The 17,217-nt window shown below is 38.6% G+C and carries 20 protein-coding genes and 1 pseudogene; 7 read left to right on the plus strand and 14 right to left on the minus strand.

What is annotated here, in order from left to right:
• The first annotated feature begins 150 nt into the window (after nt 1–150).
• Together mobV and D0T87_RS01925 are read left to right on the plus strand one after the other, a co-directional pair.
• A complete protein-coding gene (mobV, locus tag D0T87_RS01920) occupies nt 151–1,608 on the plus strand; it encodes a MobV family relaxase (protein ID WP_163172338.1) in 1,458 nt (485 codons plus the stop codon).
• A 136-nt stretch (nt 1,609–1,744) separates the two neighbouring features.
• Nucleotides 1,745–3,160 carry an OmpA family protein gene (locus tag D0T87_RS01925; RefSeq protein ID WP_163172340.1) on the plus strand — a complete coding sequence of 472 codons (1,416 nt, stop codon included), beginning with the start codon at nt 1,745–1,747 and terminating at the stop codon, nt 3,158–3,160.
• A gap of 70 nt (nt 3,161–3,230) precedes the next feature.
• Here the strand turns inward: D0T87_RS01925 and D0T87_RS24450 are convergent, their stop codons facing one another.
• Nucleotides 3,231–3,653 carry a phosphoribosyltransferase gene (locus D0T87_RS24450; protein ID WP_370526816.1) on the minus strand — a complete coding sequence of 141 codons (423 nt, stop codon included), beginning with the start codon at nt 3,651–3,653 and terminating at the stop codon, nt 3,231–3,233.
• On the opposite strand from D0T87_RS24450, the pseudogene D0T87_RS01935 reads away from it, so the two are divergent.
• Nucleotides 3,648–4,487, plus strand: a pseudogene (locus D0T87_RS01935) (PcfJ domain-containing protein); the annotation flags it as partial. The gene D0T87_RS24450 and the pseudogene D0T87_RS01935 sit on opposite strands and share 6 nt — an antisense overlap.
• A gap of 25 nt (nt 4,488–4,512) precedes the next feature.
• Nucleotides 4,513–5,202, plus strand: a complete 690-nt coding sequence (locus D0T87_RS24455) for a hypothetical protein (protein ID WP_163172344.1) — start codon at nt 4,513–4,515, stop codon at nt 5,200–5,202.
• Between the two features lie 142 nt (nt 5,203–5,344).
• Here the strand turns inward: D0T87_RS24455 and D0T87_RS01945 are convergent, their stop codons facing one another.
• From D0T87_RS01945 to D0T87_RS01955, 3 genes are all read right to left on the minus strand, one after another.
• Nucleotides 5,345–6,649, minus strand: a complete 1,305-nt coding sequence (locus tag D0T87_RS01945; RefSeq protein WP_163172346.1) for a type II toxin-antitoxin system HipA family toxin — start codon at nt 6,647–6,649, stop codon at nt 5,345–5,347.
• Complete coding sequence (locus D0T87_RS01950; protein ID WP_163172348.1) at nt 6,633–6,959, minus strand: helix-turn-helix domain-containing protein; 327 nt, start codon at nt 6,957–6,959, stop codon at nt 6,633–6,635. The genes D0T87_RS01945 and D0T87_RS01950 overlap by 17 nt, the downstream gene beginning before the upstream one ends.
• Before the next feature lie 62 nt (nt 6,960–7,021).
• Nucleotides 7,022–7,396: a toprim domain-containing protein gene (locus tag D0T87_RS01955; protein ID WP_163172350.1), complete on the minus strand. Its 375-nt coding sequence runs from the start codon at nt 7,394–7,396 to the stop codon at nt 7,022–7,024.
• Nucleotides 7,397–7,482: 86 nt separating this feature from the next.
• Between D0T87_RS01955 and D0T87_RS01960 the strand changes: the two genes are divergently transcribed.
• The 3 genes from D0T87_RS01960 (at nt 7,483) to D0T87_RS01965 (ending at nt 9,092) form a co-directional block, all read left to right on the plus strand.
• On the plus strand, nt 7,483–8,088 hold the full coding sequence (locus D0T87_RS01960; RefSeq protein WP_163172352.1) for a DUF6088 family protein: 606 nt from the start codon (nt 7,483–7,485) through the stop codon (nt 8,086–8,088).
• A 106-nt stretch (nt 8,089–8,194) separates the two neighbouring features.
• Complete coding sequence (locus D0T87_RS25015) at nt 8,195–8,374, plus strand: nucleotidyl transferase AbiEii/AbiGii toxin family protein (protein WP_370526812.1); 180 nt, start codon at nt 8,195–8,197, stop codon at nt 8,372–8,374.
• The gene (locus D0T87_RS01965) at nt 8,289–9,092 is read left to right on the plus strand and encodes a nucleotidyl transferase AbiEii/AbiGii toxin family protein (protein ID WP_370526807.1); all 804 of its coding nucleotides are present in this window, start codon (nt 8,289–8,291) and stop codon (nt 9,090–9,092) included. The genes D0T87_RS25015 and D0T87_RS01965 overlap by 86 nt, the downstream gene beginning before the upstream one ends.
• A 51-nt stretch (nt 9,093–9,143) precedes the next feature.
• Here D0T87_RS01965 and D0T87_RS01970 read toward each other — a convergent pair whose 3' ends face one another.
• The 10 genes from D0T87_RS01970 to D0T87_RS02015 form a co-directional block, all read right to left on the minus strand.
• Nucleotides 9,144–10,031 (minus strand): toprim domain-containing protein, encoded by an 888-nt coding sequence (locus D0T87_RS01970; RefSeq protein ID WP_163172354.1) that lies wholly within the window; start codon nt 10,029–10,031, stop codon nt 9,144–9,146.
• An 84-nt stretch (nt 10,032–10,115) separates the two neighbouring features.
• Nucleotides 10,116–11,183, minus strand: a complete 1,068-nt coding sequence (locus tag D0T87_RS01975; protein ID WP_163172356.1) for an AAA family ATPase — start codon at nt 11,181–11,183, stop codon at nt 10,116–10,118.
• Nucleotides 11,176–11,508, minus strand: coding sequence for a helix-turn-helix domain-containing protein (locus D0T87_RS01980; RefSeq protein WP_163172358.1), 333 nt, complete (start codon nt 11,506–11,508; stop codon nt 11,176–11,178). The genes D0T87_RS01975 and D0T87_RS01980 overlap by 8 nt, the downstream gene beginning before the upstream one ends.
• 68 nt (nt 11,509–11,576) lie before the next feature.
• Nucleotides 11,577–11,924, minus strand: coding sequence for a helix-turn-helix domain-containing protein (locus tag D0T87_RS01985; protein WP_239063447.1), 348 nt, complete (start codon nt 11,922–11,924; stop codon nt 11,577–11,579).
• 526 nt (nt 11,925–12,450) lie between these two features.
• On the minus strand, nt 12,451–13,488 hold the full coding sequence (locus D0T87_RS01990; RefSeq protein WP_163172304.1) for a hypothetical protein: 1,038 nt from the start codon (nt 13,486–13,488) through the stop codon (nt 12,451–12,453).
• Complete coding sequence (locus D0T87_RS01995; RefSeq protein WP_163172362.1) at nt 13,460–14,599, minus strand: site-specific integrase; 1,140 nt, start codon at nt 14,597–14,599, stop codon at nt 13,460–13,462. Before D0T87_RS01995 ends, D0T87_RS01990 begins: the two co-directional genes overlap by 29 nt.
• A 30-nt stretch (nt 14,600–14,629) precedes the next feature.
• Nucleotides 14,630–15,046 (minus strand): helix-turn-helix domain-containing protein, encoded by a 417-nt coding sequence (locus D0T87_RS02000; RefSeq protein ID WP_163172364.1) that lies wholly within the window; start codon nt 15,044–15,046, stop codon nt 14,630–14,632.
• A 370-nt stretch (nt 15,047–15,416) separates the two neighbouring features.
• Nucleotides 15,417–15,830, minus strand: coding sequence for a ribonuclease H (locus D0T87_RS02005; RefSeq protein ID WP_163172366.1), 414 nt, complete (start codon nt 15,828–15,830; stop codon nt 15,417–15,419).
• A complete protein-coding gene (locus D0T87_RS02010) occupies nt 15,796–16,314 on the minus strand; it encodes a hypothetical protein (RefSeq protein WP_163172368.1) in 519 nt (172 codons plus the stop codon). Before D0T87_RS02010 ends, D0T87_RS02005 begins: the two co-directional genes overlap by 35 nt.
• 160 nt (nt 16,315–16,474) lie before the next feature.
• On the minus strand, nt 16,475–17,128 hold the full coding sequence (locus D0T87_RS02015; RefSeq protein WP_239063422.1) for a hypothetical protein: 654 nt from the start codon (nt 17,126–17,128) through the stop codon (nt 16,475–16,477).
• Nucleotides 17,129–17,217: the final 89 nt, after the last annotated feature.

Consider the following 17,217-nt stretch of genomic DNA (forward strand, 5'->3'; position numbering starts at 1 on the left):
CTTCGGAGGTCTTGACCTCTTGTAAGACACAAGACTTGCCTGTTCAGGCACAGAATTTATTCTGTGGGTAGCCTAATACCCCATTTGCAAAATTGCAATGGGAAATAGGCTCTAACGAGGCAGCAAGCTGTGGGGAAAAACTAAAAAAATATGGCGAAACAAATGAAACAGGTAATGGATATCCGTGCCTCAAAAGGGATAACAGTTGGCCAAAGTAACGAGCATCAGCGTAAATGGTCGGAGAAAGGTTGGGACTCTGCTATCAGTACCGGAAACTATGACCGCAGCCGGGAGGCTCTCAATTTCGAGATCAGAAAAGGCGGAGTAATTACTCCGGTTGACAAGCGTAAAAGTATTCCTCAACTGATGGCGGAAAATCTGGCGGAACGTGGTATTAAAGATCCCAACGAGAACCGGGAAACACCTAAGTACCGGACGGTGGTCAATTTCATTTTGGGTGGTACACGTGAACGCATGCTTGAAATCGCTTTCGGAAATCAAAAGGTGGATCTTGCAAAAGGTGCTGATAACTCACAAATAAAACGAAGCCCTGATATTGAACAATGGGCACAGGATATGTACAGATTTGCAAGTGACAAATGGGGGGAGGAAAATATTGTCGCCTTCATTGTACATCTCGATGAAACCAACCCGCATATCCACATGACTCTTTTGCCAATAGATAAGGATAAGAAGTTTGCATTCAAAAAAATGTTTGCCGGTAAGGATAAATATGAATACAAGGAAATCATGTTGGCTCTTCATGATGAACTGGCCAAGGTAAATGAAAAGTGGGGGCTGAAGCGTGGAAACAGTATTGCCGTAACAGGTGCGAAACATCGCACTACAGAAGAGTACAGACGTGACCTTACCGAACAGTGTACCACTCTCGAGGGACAGATTGAAGAGAACAAGAAAATACTCAAACAACTCTATGATGATATCCGGTTTGCAGAAAAGAGAGTCAAGGGGCTTACCACGATGACTTTGAATTTGGAGCAGCGGAAAGAAGAATTAGAAAAAGAAATTGCCGCAGTCAATGAAGAATTGAAAAACGGCAAAGGTAATTCTGAAGAGTTACACGAACGAATTAAGAAACTGGATAATGATCTTCAGAAAGTATTGGATAATCTGGCAGATAAACAGGCTAAACTGGAACATGCCAATGAGCAGTTGGATGAATTGAAAAGTCTTAAAGACAAGGCGAAAGAACTGACATATCAGTACGAGCAACAACTTAGGGCTTCGACAGCCAATCTGAGCCAGCAAGTACGCTTTAGATTGGCAGATGTGCTCTTGGATGACTTAATCAGAGATTTCAAAATGATTTTGCCAACTCTTAGTCTTGATACAAAAGAAGCCATGAGTGATTCGTTGTTACAAGATATGGCGGAACATGGCGAAGAGATTATCAAATGTGCCATATTCTTATATGCCAATATGGTAGATCAGGCAACCAACTTTGCGAAAGGACATGGAGGAGGTGGAGGAGGAAGCGACCTTCCCTGGGGACGTAAGGATGATGAAGATGACCGGGCCTGGGCGCGTCGCTGTTTGATGATGGCTCACCGGATGATGAAGCCAAGTGGAAAAAATATGCGAAGATAGTTTTCGAGTATGATAATAGGTATGATTTTTTCCAAGAAACAAAATGCAGGTTAAATATAGATTGATTGGAAGTTGAACACTTCGTTACCTTATTTAGATACAGTTTCTTTGTTTCATACATTAAATTGAGATTACAATGATAAAGAAAATATTATTGATTTTACCACTCGCTTTGCCGCTGAAGGCACAAGCTGATGATGTCCACCTTTTAGATAGTCTTATAGTTCATAATGCTTCATTGGAGATGCTCGAACCAATTAAACCATCCTACCTTGAAAACATTACTTCTGCGAGGATATGGAAGGATAATTGGTTTCTGGGCATTTCCGGTGGAGCTTCGGCATTTGTCGGTTCTCCGTTAGGCTGTGCCGACTTGTTTGGTAGAATAGAGCCGACTTTATCTGTTTCAGCAGGAAAGTGGTTCACACCGGCTATTGGCGGTCGAGTTTCCTTTCAGGGATTCAAATTAAAAAACAGTCTGTTGCATAAGCAATCATACCAAAGTGTACATGCTGATTTTTTATGGAATGTATTGTCTCACACTTACAATGCCCGTGACCAGCCAAAATGGAAAATTGTTCCCTACGTAGGACTTGGCATCATACACAATGAGGATAATGGGAACAGTCCTTTTGCCTTCTCTTATGGCGTGACGGGACAATATCGTCTTTCTCAAAGAACTCACCTAATCATGGAACTTGGCGGCACTACTACATTTAAAGACTTCGACGGTCGCGGCGCTTCCAATAGATTCGGTGACAATCTGATGAGCCTCACAGCCGGCTTATCTTTCTGTATTGGAAAGGTGGGCTGTAAAAGAGTGGTGGATGCCAATCCTTATATAAAACAGAATGAATGGCTGATTGAGTATGCTTCTTCGCTAAGTGATTGCAATTCACGATTGGCTAAGCAACATAATGAGGATACAGAATCAATTGCTGAATTGAAAAAGATTCTGGAAATTGAAGGATTACTTGGCTTATATAAAGATCGCTCAAAGAATCAGAAAAAGAAAAGAGTCTCAAATAAACCTTATCCCAAAAACGATTACAGTGGACTTAATTCCCTCCGCTCAAGATTGCAGGGTACTCAATGGCCGGATAATTCATTCAACAGTGATTCTATTCAAGACAAGAGTTCAACAGAAAATTATACGTTGGGGACTTCTTCCGGATACCAATCATCATTACAAGGCTATCTTTCCGAGTTGTCAAAAGGAAAAAATTACATAGGCGCACCTATTTTCTTTTTCTTTGAGTTGGGAACAAATCAACTTACGGATGCATCTCAATTAATCAACTTAGATGAAATTGCCAGGATTGCGAAACAATACAATCTGAATATCAAGGTTTGTGGAGCTGCTGACAGTGCTACCGGAACTGCTGATGTTAATCATAATTTAGCAGCTATCCGTTCCGAATATATTTGTTCACAATTGTTACATCGGGGCATTGACAAGAATCGAATTTCAGAGGTAAATAAAGGAGGGATTGATACCTATACACCAAAGGAAGCTAACCGGCACACTTCAGTGATGCTCTTCCTTAAATAACAAACAACATTCAAACAATAACTTTTTCGTAATAAATAAAACATTAATAGAAGGGGTTGGCTTGCGAAAGTCAATCCCTTCTGGTATTGCACCATGCTGTGAACCAAACATTAAATTTATCAGGCATTTGGAATGTCTTACCTAGAAATAAAGCACAAGATACTTTTCCGCCTTTCTTTTCTACCTGCTTTTTGAAATCAAGAAGGCTACCCCCTGTAGTAAACAGATCATCAACTACGACAACCTTTTTTCCTGTCAAATCACAATTAATATAGTAGTTTTGCTCCAGACTCTTTTTGGTCCTGTCTTTAGTCAGATGAAGGCTTTCTCGTTCACCTGTATAAGTGATGAAGTTATAGCCGTTGGAGGATTCAGGATAATAATCTTCAAGAAAATCGTTCAATGCACTAAACCGTTTCTTATAATGCCAGTTCTTACTACAAGGCATAAACATGATGACACAATCATCTTCCGACTCCAAAGTTATGGGCATTACGTCGACACATTTTCTTTTGCTTCACCAATGGCTATCCGGCAAGACAACAATGCATACCAACACATTGCCTATTCTCCGATATATCCTAAATTCAAGGTAACAAGCACACTCCGAAGAAACGGATTTAATGGAGATTTCCACGGCATTGTTCCAATTTCACTCATTCCTGCATTGCTCGCCGACCCGAAAGCGGAGACACTCTTGAAGGCAAGGCAATACGCGATGTTGAGTCATTACCTACGTTCCTCTTTCGAAATGGATAGATATTGGGCATCTATAAGAATCTGCATTAGAAATGGTTACACGATAGAAGACGGTTCAATGTGGCGCGATACCATTGACTTATTACATCATTTCGGAAAAGATACGAACAGTCCGAAATATGTATGTCCAACCGACCTCAAAGCCGAACACGACAAATGGACGGAGAAAAAACGGATAGAAAGAGAGCGTGAAGAATTAGTCGAAAGCAGGCGTAAGGCGAAAAAGGACGAGAAGAAATACAAGGAACTCAAAGGTCGTTTTTTGGGACTTGCTTTTACAGACGGAATATTAAATATCCGGGTATTAGAAAGTGTGGAAGAATTTGCAGAAGAAGGTGCAAAAATGAGACATTGCATATTTTCTAACTCCTATTATCTCAAAGAGAACTCGCTGATACTTTCGGCAACCATTAACGGAAAGCGTATTGAAACGATAGAGGTATCGTTAAAGACATTCCAAGTAGTCCAAAGTCGAGGTACATGCAATTCCAATACGGAATACCACGAACGCATCATCAATCTTGTAAACAAAAACATCAAGCTCATTCAAAAGAGAATAGCGGCATAAATAAACAATGCTAATTATAGGTATCATGGCACAGGAAAGAATGGACGATTGGATGCAAGAAGCAAAAGACCTTGCAAAAGCAGAACGGGAACTGAAAATTGAGCATTGGGTATATATCTCCTTTGAAATCCGTAGCCCCGACAGAAGTCGGGAGGTTCTTCATGTGATAGACATACCCCGTGATATGTTAGACCGTTGGCGGTGGCTGATTAACTGGCGAAAGGCTAAGTTAATATGCAAGTACCCACAAAAAAAAATAGACCTATTGTTTTGCTATTACGACAAGCGAACAGGTTTACATACAGGTTTTGACTTTATATTGGGACAAGTCGCTTCGGCAAAGGCACAGATAACCAAAGTAGAAAGAGCTATTTCCCGATATATCGACTATAATAAGTGTAATAATCTGTTTTTCGACATAGAAACGGATGAGCAATTACAAAAGGCATACAGCAAATTAGAACAAAAGAAAGAAAATTATCAAATATTATATGTAATGTTACAGGAAGAAATAAAAAATCACAGGGAAAACAGCGATAAATTCAAGCTATTTATCGGTTTCAAGAAGTTGGGGGAGTTTTCCTCTATCTTGGAAGCGAAACAATACGCAGACCAAACAGGGCAGACAGGCAGATTCAGCTTGTTAGGAGATAAATATTATGATTCTTGGTATATTTCTCAATGGGATATAAAAAAAGAAGAAAAAGAAACATAAGCACAGGGCGGATTTTTCCGCCTGATTTCTTCTTTCATGAATCGGCTTTCACACCCCTTTTTATGGATACCGGACGATGTAAACACCGCCCGATAAACCCAACACTTTTGTCAGTAAGCAAAAGCTCTTCCGAAGGAGAACTTCATCTATGGAGCCCTTCCTGTCGTGACATTCCTGATAATACCTCAATGCGATAAGTAATTTCCTCTTTAATTTGTTGGCTCCAATAGCCATCAACTCCTGCCATTTGCGCATATCGCGGATAATCGCTTACAACACTGATTGCCTTTTCTATAAGGGAATCGGCACCTTTTATATTGTATTTTTTAGCTACCTCAAGCAAATCTCCACGTTCAATGCCAGCGTTTTTGTTGTTTATGGTCATGCAATGACGGTTTACATATCCTGGTGCCGACGGATCGACCGAAAATGTGAAATCATACGTGGGAGTAATATGCCATACTCCGTCTTGCCCCATCATAAAGCTGAAATTCTTATTGTGGTCATCCACATTTCCTCCAAGCACATTCATGGTCATAGACAGGAACAATTGCTGCATTTCCGCTGGTATGATACCGATACGGCCGGCGGTATCAAACAGAGACTCATAGCTGTCTGCTGTCGGGTTCATTGCTGCCAAAGTCTGAATATGAATTTTCTCATTTCCCTTGCGATCAAACCGCTCGGTAAGAAAATGTACTTCCTTTTCACCCTCGACAAGCATCGATGGCATCATTTTCAGTCCTGCGTCCCGGGCCATCAGGTAATAACTGTATTCAATACGTGTTGTTGGCAAATCAAGATGTTCATCAAACTTGATAATCATCGGAGTAAAACCGGGTGCGGGGGCACTTACCTGTCCTGAATAGCACTCATTAGTTTCCGTATTCACATGGATAATCGCTTTTGCCCTGCGACCACCGGCAGATGTTCCCACCTTGAACAGGCTTTCTATCATCAAGTCGGGTTGCATCTCTGCCTTGAAATCCTTAGCTTCGTTCAAGGCAATACAGGCAAGCCTGTACAGGTCGGCAATCTCCACTTTGAACGGCTTCTCCATTTCTTCAGCGGCAGGAGGTATAAACTCCAGCGCTCCCATTCCCCGCCTACCGATGTATGCCAGGCGGTCAAGTGATGACAGGTCACGAGATTTTATATGATGCGCTTTGGCCCATTCATTGAATACTCTATTTCCCCAATGATCAGGCAGCGAATCGGCTATAAAAGAAGGCAAACCACCAAAGATTTTATCATCCTCTCCATAAACAGGCAGCCTATGTTGAGCCGACACACCATTTATTGAGGCTTTCAATGGAGCAATGTCATATCCGCCCTTTATAAAGTCACTGTCGAAATAGAAACTTACCTTTTCTGTATATTTCTCCTTATAAGCTACTAATGTGCCTACTTTCCGGTTCCATAAAAAAACATCAAGATTTTGTATCATTATTATTCCTCCTTACTCTTTTGGGTATGAGTTTGTTTATTTTTTTAAGTGCCATCGGCGGCATGGGCAACTCAGGCAGTAAATCACTTATACGTTGCTCCATGCCAATTACCCGCAACAGTGATATAAAATTATTCAAGGTCATATTTTGATTGACGCCCTGTTCAAAGTGGCTTATTGTAGCAAGGCTCACACCGGATTTCTCTGCCATTTCCTTTTGGCTCATCCGTGCGGCAAGCCTGTACTCCTTTATGCGCTTCGCTAAAAGCAACATAATATCTTGGTTGGTAATATAGTCTGTATTATTCATATATGGTATAATATTACTATTTAATCACAAATTAAATAAATAATATCCATATATTACTATTATCATGGAATTTTCTTCTTGTTTCGTAAGAAGTCATTCAGATCCTTATAGAGCGGATATGCCGCAAACATATCTTGCACTTTACTACCCAACAATTCTTGCAGGGTATCCACAACCCGCCTTCCGGCATCATCATTGTCGAGATAACAATGAATGACTTCATATTTTTTAATGGGTTCGATGGTAACGATATTATATCGTCTATTATGGATGCTTTCTTTGTAGTGTTTACTATTGCTAGCTTTAATAATGCCAAATATTTCACTTCCTGTTTCAAAAAGGAATTCAATAAAACTCCTTCTGAATACCAGAGTGTTTCGAAAAATCGCACATGCAGTTGAATTTAAAAAGCGGTTTCTGTCACAAATATAGCTCACATTTGTGACAGAAGATAGAAATTAATACTTTATTTTTTTTGTTCAGTCACAAATAAATAATAAATTTGTGACAAAAAAAGATAAACATGGATAATGTAGCATCAAAAATAGAAAAAAGAATTGAATCATTAGGAAAGGGAAGTATCTTCTTTCCGGATGATTTTATAGACCTTGGCTCTTCTGATGCCATAAGGCAAACTTTGGTGCGATTATGCAAAGAAGAGAAAATCGTAAGGATTGCCCAAGGAATATATTGCTATCCCAAAGTGGATGAAGAATTAGGGCTAGGCATACTTATGCCATCACTTGATGATGTAGCAAACGCCTTAGCAAAGAGAGATAAGGCAAGAATTGTACCTACAGGAATATATGCATTGAATGTGTTAGGACTTTCCACACAGGTTCCCATGAACTATGTTTATCTGACCGACGGTTCCGCAAGACACCTTGAAATGTACAATGGAAGGAAAATAACATTCAAACGTACAACTCCCAAAAATTTGGCATTTACAAGCAAACTGGCTATGCTGATTACCTTTGCACTTAAAGCATTGGGAAAGGAGAACCTGGAAGAAGAAAACATTAAAAAGATCCATGAACTATTAAAGCATGAGCCGAAAGAGTCACTCATAAAAGACTTGCCACTTATGCCTGTTTGGATCAGGAATTTAATAACTAGCACCTATGAATAATTATTTCAAACTTACAAAAGACCAACAACAAAAAGTGCTTCAGGCAGCAGAAAATAAAATCGGGCTGCCGGCGCAAGCTATCGAAAAGGACATTTGGGTAACTGCCATGCTCCAGATAACTTTCAGTCTTTCATTTGCCACCAATTTAACATTCAAGGGCGGGACTTCAATTTCAAAGGTATGGGGATTAATAAACAGATTTGTCAGAAGACATAGACCTTGCTGTAGATCCTGCAAAATTTGGGATGAAAGGAGATTTAACCAAAAAACAGATAAAGAAGCTTAGAAAAAGTTCGTCTCTTTTTGTAAAAGATGAATTCTATCCGGAACTGAATAAGGCAATAGAGGAATGTGGCTTGGGGGATTTGTGCACCATAGAGGTAGAACCCAATGGTAAGGAAAACAATACCTATCCAGAACCGCGAAAAATATGGATAAAATATGAGAGTGTTTTACCAACCGAACTGGATTATCTGAAAACTGTTGTGATGTTGGAAATCGGTGCACGCTCACTGATGGAACCATACGAGACAACTAAAGTACAAAGCATGGTTGAGAAAGAATTTCCAACCATAGAAACAACTCTCATAAATTCAGAAATAAATACCGCCATAGCTGGGAAAACTTTTTTAGAAAAGGCATTTCTACTGCATGAACTGTTTTCTATAAAAGGGCATGGAGAAAAAGCTAACAGAAAATCCCGACACATGTATGACTTGGCAATAATGATGGAGAAGAATTTTGCAAAAGAAGCCATCAAGAATGACCAGCTATGGGAAACAATACGACACCATAGGGAAATATTCACATCTGTAAAAGATATAGACTATAGCCCTGATATAAGAAAAAGAATAGTTCTTGTACCTGGTGACGACATACTGACAATATGGGAAAAGGATTATTCAGACATGCAAACATCTATGATATATGGAGAAAAACCAAAATTCAGTACTATAATAGAAAGGATGAAGGAATTGGAAATGTTATTCAGAGGCACAGAGTAGCAACAAGCTCCCGGAGGAAAGGAGCTTGTTTCAGAAGTCAGAAGCGTTCAATCAGATTTTCTTCTTATTTCGTAAGAAGTCATTCAAATCCTTACAGAGCGGATATGCTGCAAACATATCTTGCACTTTACTACCCAACAATTCTTGCAGGGTGTTCACAACCCGTCTTCCGGCATCATCATTGTCAAGATAGCAATGAATGACTTCATATTTTTTAATGGGTTCAATGACCCTATTGACATTGCTTACCGAGTTCAGAACTATATAATCCATAGATTCGCTGCCTTCAGTTATTCTTCCTAATTTCACTAATGTCAGATAGGAGAGATAATCCATAAAACCCTCAAACAGGCAACAGCAATCCTGTTTTAATTTATCCGACTTTTGGATAATGGATATATCCTTTGGAGCGATACAACCTTTAAAATAAGGATTACGGATTTCATATCCACCGGCTATATTCGGAAAGGCCACTGCGAAATATTCTTTTTTATAACAGGCATAATGAACCTCTTTACATTCGCATTCCCCAATATCCAAATCAATACCACGAGATTGCAGGTATGATCTCAATGCTTCATGATTCAAGTCCATCACTTTTACATTGCTGAACTGATCCGTTAGCCGTTCTCCATTCGGGGATATTGGTGTTCTGATTCGGGGAGCCAGAGCCGGTGCTGCGTTCTCGATAAGCTTGAGCAGTCGGGATACATCTTTTGATTTATAGAGCAGCTCTGCTAAATCAATGATGTCACCATTCTGGGCTGTACCAAAGTCATACCATAGATTTTTGTCTTTATTGACTTTGAATGACGGTGTTCTGTCTTCTCGATAAGGAGCACGATACCAGGCCGACTTTGCAGACTCCTTTGTCGGTGAAAAACCGATGGCTCTCAGATAGTCTACCAAGTCTATTTGTTTTATTTGAGCAATGTTCATAATGTTTCTTTGGTATTTAAGCAGTTCGACATTAATTTACCATATATAGCCCCGGAGTAAACTAAACTTGTTTCCATTCGATATTCACTCCTCATTATCAAAGGCTTTAGGGTCATAAGAGTAAGTCTTGTCTTTCTTGGTTATTACCCCTTTTCCCATCAGGTACTTGTTTAATTCCACACACACGTTCCGCCCTCGTTTATAACCGATGGTCTCATAACCTTTTTGCAGAGCTTTGAGCATATTCTCATAACCGACAATTGAGCCCTCCGAAAACACACTCTCCAATGCACTCACATGCTGCTCTTCCGTCAATACTTCAAAGAGAGGTTTACGTTCTGTTTCAAACGCATAGTTATCCACCAGTTCCGGCAGTGCTTCATTATTGATTTTAAAGGCGAACGGAGTAAATTCCTTTTCCCGGATATGCATAGCCTTCACTTGACTGATACTGCTATCAAACGGGCTTTTCGTGACCTGGAGTATGGTTTCAGCCTTATTATTCAGTTCTGTTCCTATGTGTCCACGGGTATTGTCATCACCTTTATTAAGATGCAGTACCGTATGGATATGCAAGTCATGCATACTAGACCACCGCATCAGGTCATTGATAAGCTCTACTGATTCACTCGGACTGTTAATATCGTACATGAGATCACGAATCCCATCAATTACCACAAACCCGATATTCGGATCTGTATCCAGTGCAAGGTTAATGATCTGCCTTCTGTGTTTGGGTGAATACTCTCGCAGCATAAAAAACTCCAGTCGCTCATTTTCACGATCAGTGGGCATTCCGGCCAGAGTCAGTATTCGTTCCAACACCTTATGACAATGGCATTTACTCTGCTCTGTATCCACATACAGCACCTTATGCTTTTCTTTCGGTAAGATTGCCTTATAGCGCAGCACCTCTTCACCGGACAATGCAGAAGCCACGATAGCCGATACGTTGAAAGTCTTCTTGCTCTTCGGTTTTCCGGTCGATGCGCTAAAGTTCCCAAGCGTGGCAATGGTGATGCCATCCACTTGTACTATCTCCGGTGGATAAGCATAAACATCCGTTACTCTGAGTCGGATAAACTTCAAAATCTGCTCAAAGGCACTTTCGTCTATATCTTCACCCAAACTTATCTTTTTGTTCTCAATCATGATTTGAATCTTTTTCTTTTATTCTTCCACATTCTGCATTCTTCTCCGAATGATTCCGACACACCCATTCATCCAGTTCTTGCTTGTTGAAATAGATCAATTTGCCGGTCGGTTTATAATACGGTATATCTCCATTCCTTGTCAACTTGTAAAGCTGACTATTGGATAGGTCGAGATATTCGCGTGCTTCCTTGAAGTTAAGTGTACCTTTAATGCAATAAAGGGCATTCTCTATTTTTTCCATCCGTGCGATAATGTAGCTTAACTTCAGTAGGCAGGTGGAACACATGGGGGTATCATTATTCTCTATATATTTCTTTATCATTATTTATTTTCTAAATTAGAATGTTTACGCGAGAGGTCTCTGTTTTTTGATGCTTTGTCTTCGTTCCTCTAATCACGATTTAATACTTTAAAGGATTCGATAGAAGCTTCATTGTATAAATCTTGAATGGACTTCTTTTTATGCAGTTTCATCCATTCCAAAATTTCTGATCGATAGAAGTGTAGAGTGTTCCCAATCTTTGTATATGGAATAGATTGTTGGCAAGTGTAGCGATACACTGTACTGATACTCTTCTTAATCAAGGAACTGACTTCCTCGATGTTCATTTCGTCTTTTTCTATGGGAATCTCCTTATTCTGATTCTCAACTTGCACCTCTAGTAATTTGATGAGATGCTCTACGGCTTGTGGCAGATTGTCATGAGTGACTTTGCCGAAATTACTTTCATTTGTCATAAGCACTAATAGTTTGATTATCTGCTGTAGGTGAATGGCAAATAGTGCCTTCATTTTCTATATTTTTCTTTGTCATCAGTTTATACTTAACTAAAATGTTATACATGAGAGGTTTTTCCTCCGTTCACTCTGAAACCGGTTTCGAAGGGCAAAATTAATTGGAGTATAAAAGTCATAGGCATTTACTACCTTGATACTATGCTATAATCAGGCTAACTATCAAAGTGAGATGCTCTACATCTTGTTTTTTCCTCTATTTATGCATCGGATTACGTATGTAGGCAGGTTGTCATGAGTGACTTTGTCGAAGTTGTTTTCATTTATCATAAACACCAATCGTTTGATTATCTACTGCAAAGAAATGGCAAAGAATGATGACGAGTGCTTTTCGTCATTTCTTCGTCAAAGGTTCGTCATGTTTTCGTCAAAGAATTAATGTGGTTTAACGAATGAAAATGAAAAGCCTCAATATTCCGGTTGTTCAGAGCATTGAGGCTAAGAGTTTGTGGGATAATCAAAAGACTGACTATTGTTGTTCCTTGAGATATTCTTTGAAGAAATTATCCTTCTTCATGTCTATGGGGTAAATCTTCTGGCCATTAGCTATTCTTGTGCTATTAGTGAAAAGTATTGCGGTATCACACACTTCTTTATCGAAAAACTTTTGGCAATCCTCAAAGAAGTCACTCTTTTTCAATTGTGGATTATAATATTTACACATTACAAAAAGGTTGTGTAGGAACGCTCCCAAATCACTTTTCTGAATACCATTGATCGATGAAATAGGTTTTTGAATCTCTTTGTCAACTTTAATGTTTGTTATATGCTCGAGAACATGCACCTTAAAATACTCTAGTTCATAAGCGTAGAACTTGCAGGTTAATGTGTTGTCTATATATTTATAGATGTAACTAAATGCTTCATTTACCTTTTTTGCACTCGCTGATAATTCATTGCTATTATTGATATTTATAGCATCCAGATATTGTTGTAAAGGGATAGGCTCTTGGCTAAGTCGTTCTTCCAACTTCTTAATTTGAGCTTCATATTCAATCTGACTATTTGCTAACTTTTGGACCATTTCTTCTTTCATGGTTTGGATAGCTACTTTTGTCTGTATTAAAATCTCTTGATTTACTTTTTCGGTGGAAGCGTCGAGTTGTTGGATGCAAAATTCTACAATCATCTTTTTCCGGCGATGTATTTCACCACCTACTTTATTGTGACTAAGCTGTTTTTCATCAAGTAATCTTTTGTTTAACCATTCTCTGTCAAGCTTGTGAGTTTCAATATGAGTTTTATATTTATTGAGAACTTCCTCAGTCTTTAAGTCAAGCCCTCTCTTTATAAACAAGAGTAGGAGGACGAACAGACCGAAACATAGTGCCGGAAATATAACCAATGCAAATGCCGGGCTGAACTGATGATACATCCTTATACCTGTAAATGTCATACCAAAGACTAACAATAGCATCAGTATTATCAGTCTTTGGTTTCCTTTTATAGTTCTCGACTCATTGTTGAGACGTTCAGTTTTAGATCTCAGTTTCTTTATCCATTTCATGGTTCTGAGCAATAGCTGAAATGTTTAATCTTTTGGCGGCTTGTTCCATTAATGGGTTCACCACCTTGGTATAGCGCATTGTTGTACTCTCTTGCCTATGACCGAGAATATGTTTGATAGTTATAATGTCCGTTCCCAATGCCAAAGACAATGTAGCACATGTGTGTCTTGTACAATGGTAGTGGATATCCTTTTTTATGCCGATATCCTTTAACCATTTCTTTAGCGGATAAGTCATCATATACACAGACAGACCTTTGAAGACCAGTCCTTCTTTGCATGGGCCTATCAACTCAATCAAGTCTTCTCCAACAGGTATGTTTGCCAAACTCTTAGTTTTTATCATCCGTTTATTGATATACCATCCGCCTTTGGGTAATTTTTTGATGTCACTCCATTGTAAAGAGAGAACATCACTACGCCTCATTCCCGTAATACAAGAAAATATGAAAGCCTTACGTAATACCGGATAAGGGCATTTGCTGTTAATTACTAAATTAAGCTCGTCTAATGTCAGGTACTCAATCTCAGTTTCTTCTTCTGGTATTCTATCCAGGAAGTCGTTGATATTCTCTTTCAATAGCCTCCGTTTATATGCATCTTTCAACATACCTCGGAAAGTCGAAAAATATCCGGCTGCCGAGTTTTGCTTTAGCTTCACTTTCTTATCATTCAACTTGGTCGTATTCATCAGATATTGACGAAACTTCTCACATAAAGCTACATTCACATCTGCGAAGGTGCACTTGTTATTTGTAAACGAGGTAAAATGTTGATAGACAAACAGCCATTTCTTGTTATGCTTGAGGGCTTCTTTGTGGAAATATGCTAAGAAGTCTGTCTTTTCAATCACCTTATCATAGAAATCGTACTTCTCGTTGATAAGTTGTTCAAGAACTCTGAGACGCATAATTTCCACTTTCGCCATAATGCTTTTGACTTGCTCACGCTCTGCAAAGTTCTTCGGTTTCTCAGGCAAGTGAATCCCTAAGAAATAGCGTCTTGTCATTTTATTGGTATCAGGAATACGAATGGGAGGATAGAAGTCAAAAAACAACGATACTCTTCCTTTACTCAGTTTCTTCTTTCTCAAATATACTTTGGTATTCATACATGTAACTTATTTGGTTATTGATTCGTTCTATTTATCACTATTTGTATTTTCGATAATATTACTTCTTTGTTGCTCATTAACATTATTTATGGCTATATTGCCGGATCCAAATACTTTTCGAAGTCCTTCAACACTCACAATGACGAATTTCCCCTTGTTGATTTTTGGTATCTTGTATGACTGGCATCGGTTATAAATTGTATCTCGATCAACGTTGAACATGGCACATGCTTCAGGTATGGTGATGTAGCCATCTTCGCCGATTTGGGCATTCTTTATATCATCCACATGTTTCTTTGAATACAAGGTGGTATTGCCGGTCTTTTCCTTTTTCTTAGGAATCTTATGGCGAGAAGTGAAATTATGTACGGCTTTTATGGTCATGCGGTATATCTTCTGTATATCCTCAATGGTGTACCATTCAGTTATTTCTTCCGCTTCCATATAACCCTTTTTTAAGAAATACTTATCGATACAAAATATTAAAGAGCTTGATAATCAGTGATTTACAATAAGAACGCTTAAATGGTGCAACTTGTTGATAATCAGCGATTTAATGGACTTCTACTTTCTGGTCCGAAAGTGTAACACATTTTTGCAAATATATGATTTTTATTTTGTTTCAACACGCCTCTTGAGAGATAAATGGTTTCGCCTGTAAATTTTCCAAGGTGATGTATGGATACTCTAATATAATTGAACAAGATAGGGAAAATAAATTTGGTTCTGTCTGTATAAACAAGAAAGTGCCCCTCTATCCTCACGAACGGAGAAGCACAGCACATTCTAATAATGAAACGGTCACCTCATAAAATCACTTCAAACCAAAGTCTGCCGGCGTCTCTCCCCAAGCATCATTTTCCCAATGTTCAACTTTGATCTTATCTACATACACGGCCATGATATTCAGAAATATCTCTGCTTTCTTTAGTTCGATATTTCTCTTTTTGGAGGCTGTTTTTTTGTTTTTAAACCATGTTATTGCCGTTGCGCTGTCAGTGTAAATAATAGCCGGTAAATAATTATTTTCAATTATATACTTGGCTGCCTCCACTACCCCTAAGAACTCGCCGATGTTTACAGTCTGGTTACCCAACTCACGAATGAATAGTTGTTTTCCGGTTTTCAGGTCTATCCCACGATATCTTGTTGTCCCGTGTTTAGTGGAGTGTGCAGCGTCTGTAGCTATTCCTTCAACTGGAACTATGTTCTGTAATATTGTACCCATCCTGCTGCATTCTTTTTACTAAATAGTCAGCGTGGAGTTTAAACTCGTTGATGACGGATTCTTTGTCTCCAATATCCTTACGAGAATTTAGCAACTCCACAACCCCTTTTATTGTTTTGCTTGAATTGGATTTCCCATCCAAGGGATCGAAATAGATAATTTTGTATCCAAAAGTTAGTGTTACCTGGTAGATACTGTGTGGAACTATATTTGTACTGATTTGAACCTTTTGCTTAATTGGGGTTGCTGAAATAACGACATAACCTTTCCGGTTATGCATTTGCTTTAGTTCAACATCATACAATACGTTGGGGACAACTTCTCCTTTTAAGTCTTCAGATAGTACACAGATCTTTTTACCATAACCCGATTGTTCCCTTACACCTCTTAACTGCTTAGTTTTGGGATGGCTGGAAACAAAACCTATTAGTTCTCCAGTCATTTCTGATTTCACAAATTTGATTTGTGATTTCTCTACTTTCATCTTTAGTAATCATATTAATCAAATATAATTCAATCAATTAATAATCTAATAATCAGTCATCTTTATATAAAATACAAATACAAAATTATTCTATTTATTGTAATAATCATCGTAAAATACAGATTAAATTTTCATCGAAAAGCCATATCATATACAAGGTTTACCATAACCTTTCATCTTCTGAAAAGTGGCTAAATCGTTCGTCTTTTCGTGATAACTCATTGAGCCCCTTACATTTCCAGTAACGATATATTCGATCACCAGTACGAATGAACCCCCAAACGTCCTGATGATTTATATACTGTATTCCTTGTTCGGTTAAAGGGCTAATAAAAGTAGCCGGATTATTAATTCTTGGATTCGGACCGATATAAAGGTGGCTTTTTTCCTTCCCTGATACAAAGATATTGTGGATCATAATGTCGCTATCAATCTTGTATTTGGTGATGAACCTAGCGAAATCATATATATCTGTGTTCAATAGGCTTCCATAGTGGAGTAGTGCATCTGTTTTGATTCTTTGGAATTCATATCCGATGTGCTCTCGGGATATTATTTCATTCAATCTTTCTTTAGTAACTTCACTAGCTGTGCCATAAACAACCCTGAATCCATTTTTTGTAGAATCCACAACTTCTACATGACTTACAATTTCACGGCTCTTATTTATACTGTTGTCAATAGGCTCAATATCTTCCGCGATACATGATTTGATAATAGCAACTACGCCAATCAAGACTATTCCCAGCCACGGATATATGGAGAGAATGGTTGCCATTCGATATTCTTTTTCGGTCCAATTGTTTTTCATCATTCTTTTTGTTTATGTTTCAATTTATGGTAGACTCTCTATTGAGTAGAGATGGTGTTACTTAATAATAGATAAGTTGAATTAAGAATGTT

Origin of the sequence: Bacteroides sp. 51, assembly GCF_010500965.1 — a bacterium.
GTDB lineage: Bacteria > Bacteroidota > Bacteroidia > Bacteroidales > Bacteroidaceae > Bacteroides.

Excerpts from the sequence above, each read along its gene's own strand:
- mobV (WP_163172338.1), top strand. The coding sequence starts at position 151 with ATGGCGAAACAAATGAAACAGGTAATGGATATCCGTGCCTCAAAAGGG.
- D0T87_RS01925 (WP_163172340.1), top strand. The coding sequence starts at position 1,745 with ATGATAAAGAAAATATTATTGATTTTACCACTCGCTTTGCCGCTGAAG.
- D0T87_RS24450 (WP_370526816.1), bottom strand. The coding sequence starts at position 3,653 with ATGCCCATAACTTTGGAGTCGGAAGATGATTGTGTCATCATGTTTATG.
- D0T87_RS24455 (WP_163172344.1), top strand. The coding sequence starts at position 4,513 with ATGGCACAGGAAAGAATGGACGATTGGATGCAAGAAGCAAAAGACCTT.
- D0T87_RS01945 (WP_163172346.1), bottom strand. The coding sequence starts at position 6,649 with ATGATACAAAATCTTGATGTTTTTTTATGGAACCGGAAAGTAGGCACA.
- D0T87_RS01950 (WP_163172348.1), bottom strand. The coding sequence starts at position 6,959 with ATGAATAATACAGACTATATTACCAACCAAGATATTATGTTGCTTTTA.
- D0T87_RS01960 (WP_163172352.1), top strand. The coding sequence starts at position 7,483 with ATGGATAATGTAGCATCAAAAATAGAAAAAAGAATTGAATCATTAGGA.
- D0T87_RS25015 (WP_370526812.1), top strand. The coding sequence starts at position 8,195 with ATGCTCCAGATAACTTTCAGTCTTTCATTTGCCACCAATTTAACATTC.
- D0T87_RS01970 (WP_163172354.1), bottom strand. The coding sequence starts at position 10,031 with ATGAACATTGCTCAAATAAAACAAATAGACTTGGTAGACTATCTGAGA.
- D0T87_RS01975 (WP_163172356.1), bottom strand. The coding sequence starts at position 11,183 with ATGATTGAGAACAAAAAGATAAGTTTGGGTGAAGATATAGACGAAAGT.
- D0T87_RS01980 (WP_163172358.1), bottom strand. The coding sequence starts at position 11,508 with ATGATAAAGAAATATATAGAGAATAATGATACCCCCATGTGTTCCACC.
- D0T87_RS01985 (WP_239063447.1), bottom strand. The coding sequence starts at position 11,924 with ATGACAAATGAAAGTAATTTCGGCAAAGTCACTCATGACAATCTGCCA.
- D0T87_RS01990 (WP_163172304.1), bottom strand. The coding sequence starts at position 13,488 with ATGAAATGGATAAAGAAACTGAGATCTAAAACTGAACGTCTCAACAAT.
- D0T87_RS01995 (WP_163172362.1), bottom strand. The coding sequence starts at position 14,599 with ATGAATACCAAAGTATATTTGAGAAAGAAGAAACTGAGTAAAGGAAGA.
- D0T87_RS02000 (WP_163172364.1), bottom strand. The coding sequence starts at position 15,046 with ATGGAAGCGGAAGAAATAACTGAATGGTACACCATTGAGGATATACAG.
- D0T87_RS02005 (WP_163172366.1), bottom strand. The coding sequence starts at position 15,830 with ATGGGTACAATATTACAGAACATAGTTCCAGTTGAAGGAATAGCTACA.
- D0T87_RS02010 (WP_163172368.1), bottom strand. The coding sequence starts at position 16,314 with ATGAAAGTAGAGAAATCACAAATCAAATTTGTGAAATCAGAAATGACT.
- D0T87_RS02015 (WP_239063422.1), bottom strand. The coding sequence starts at position 17,128 with ATGATGAAAAACAATTGGACCGAAAAAGAATATCGAATGGCAACCATT.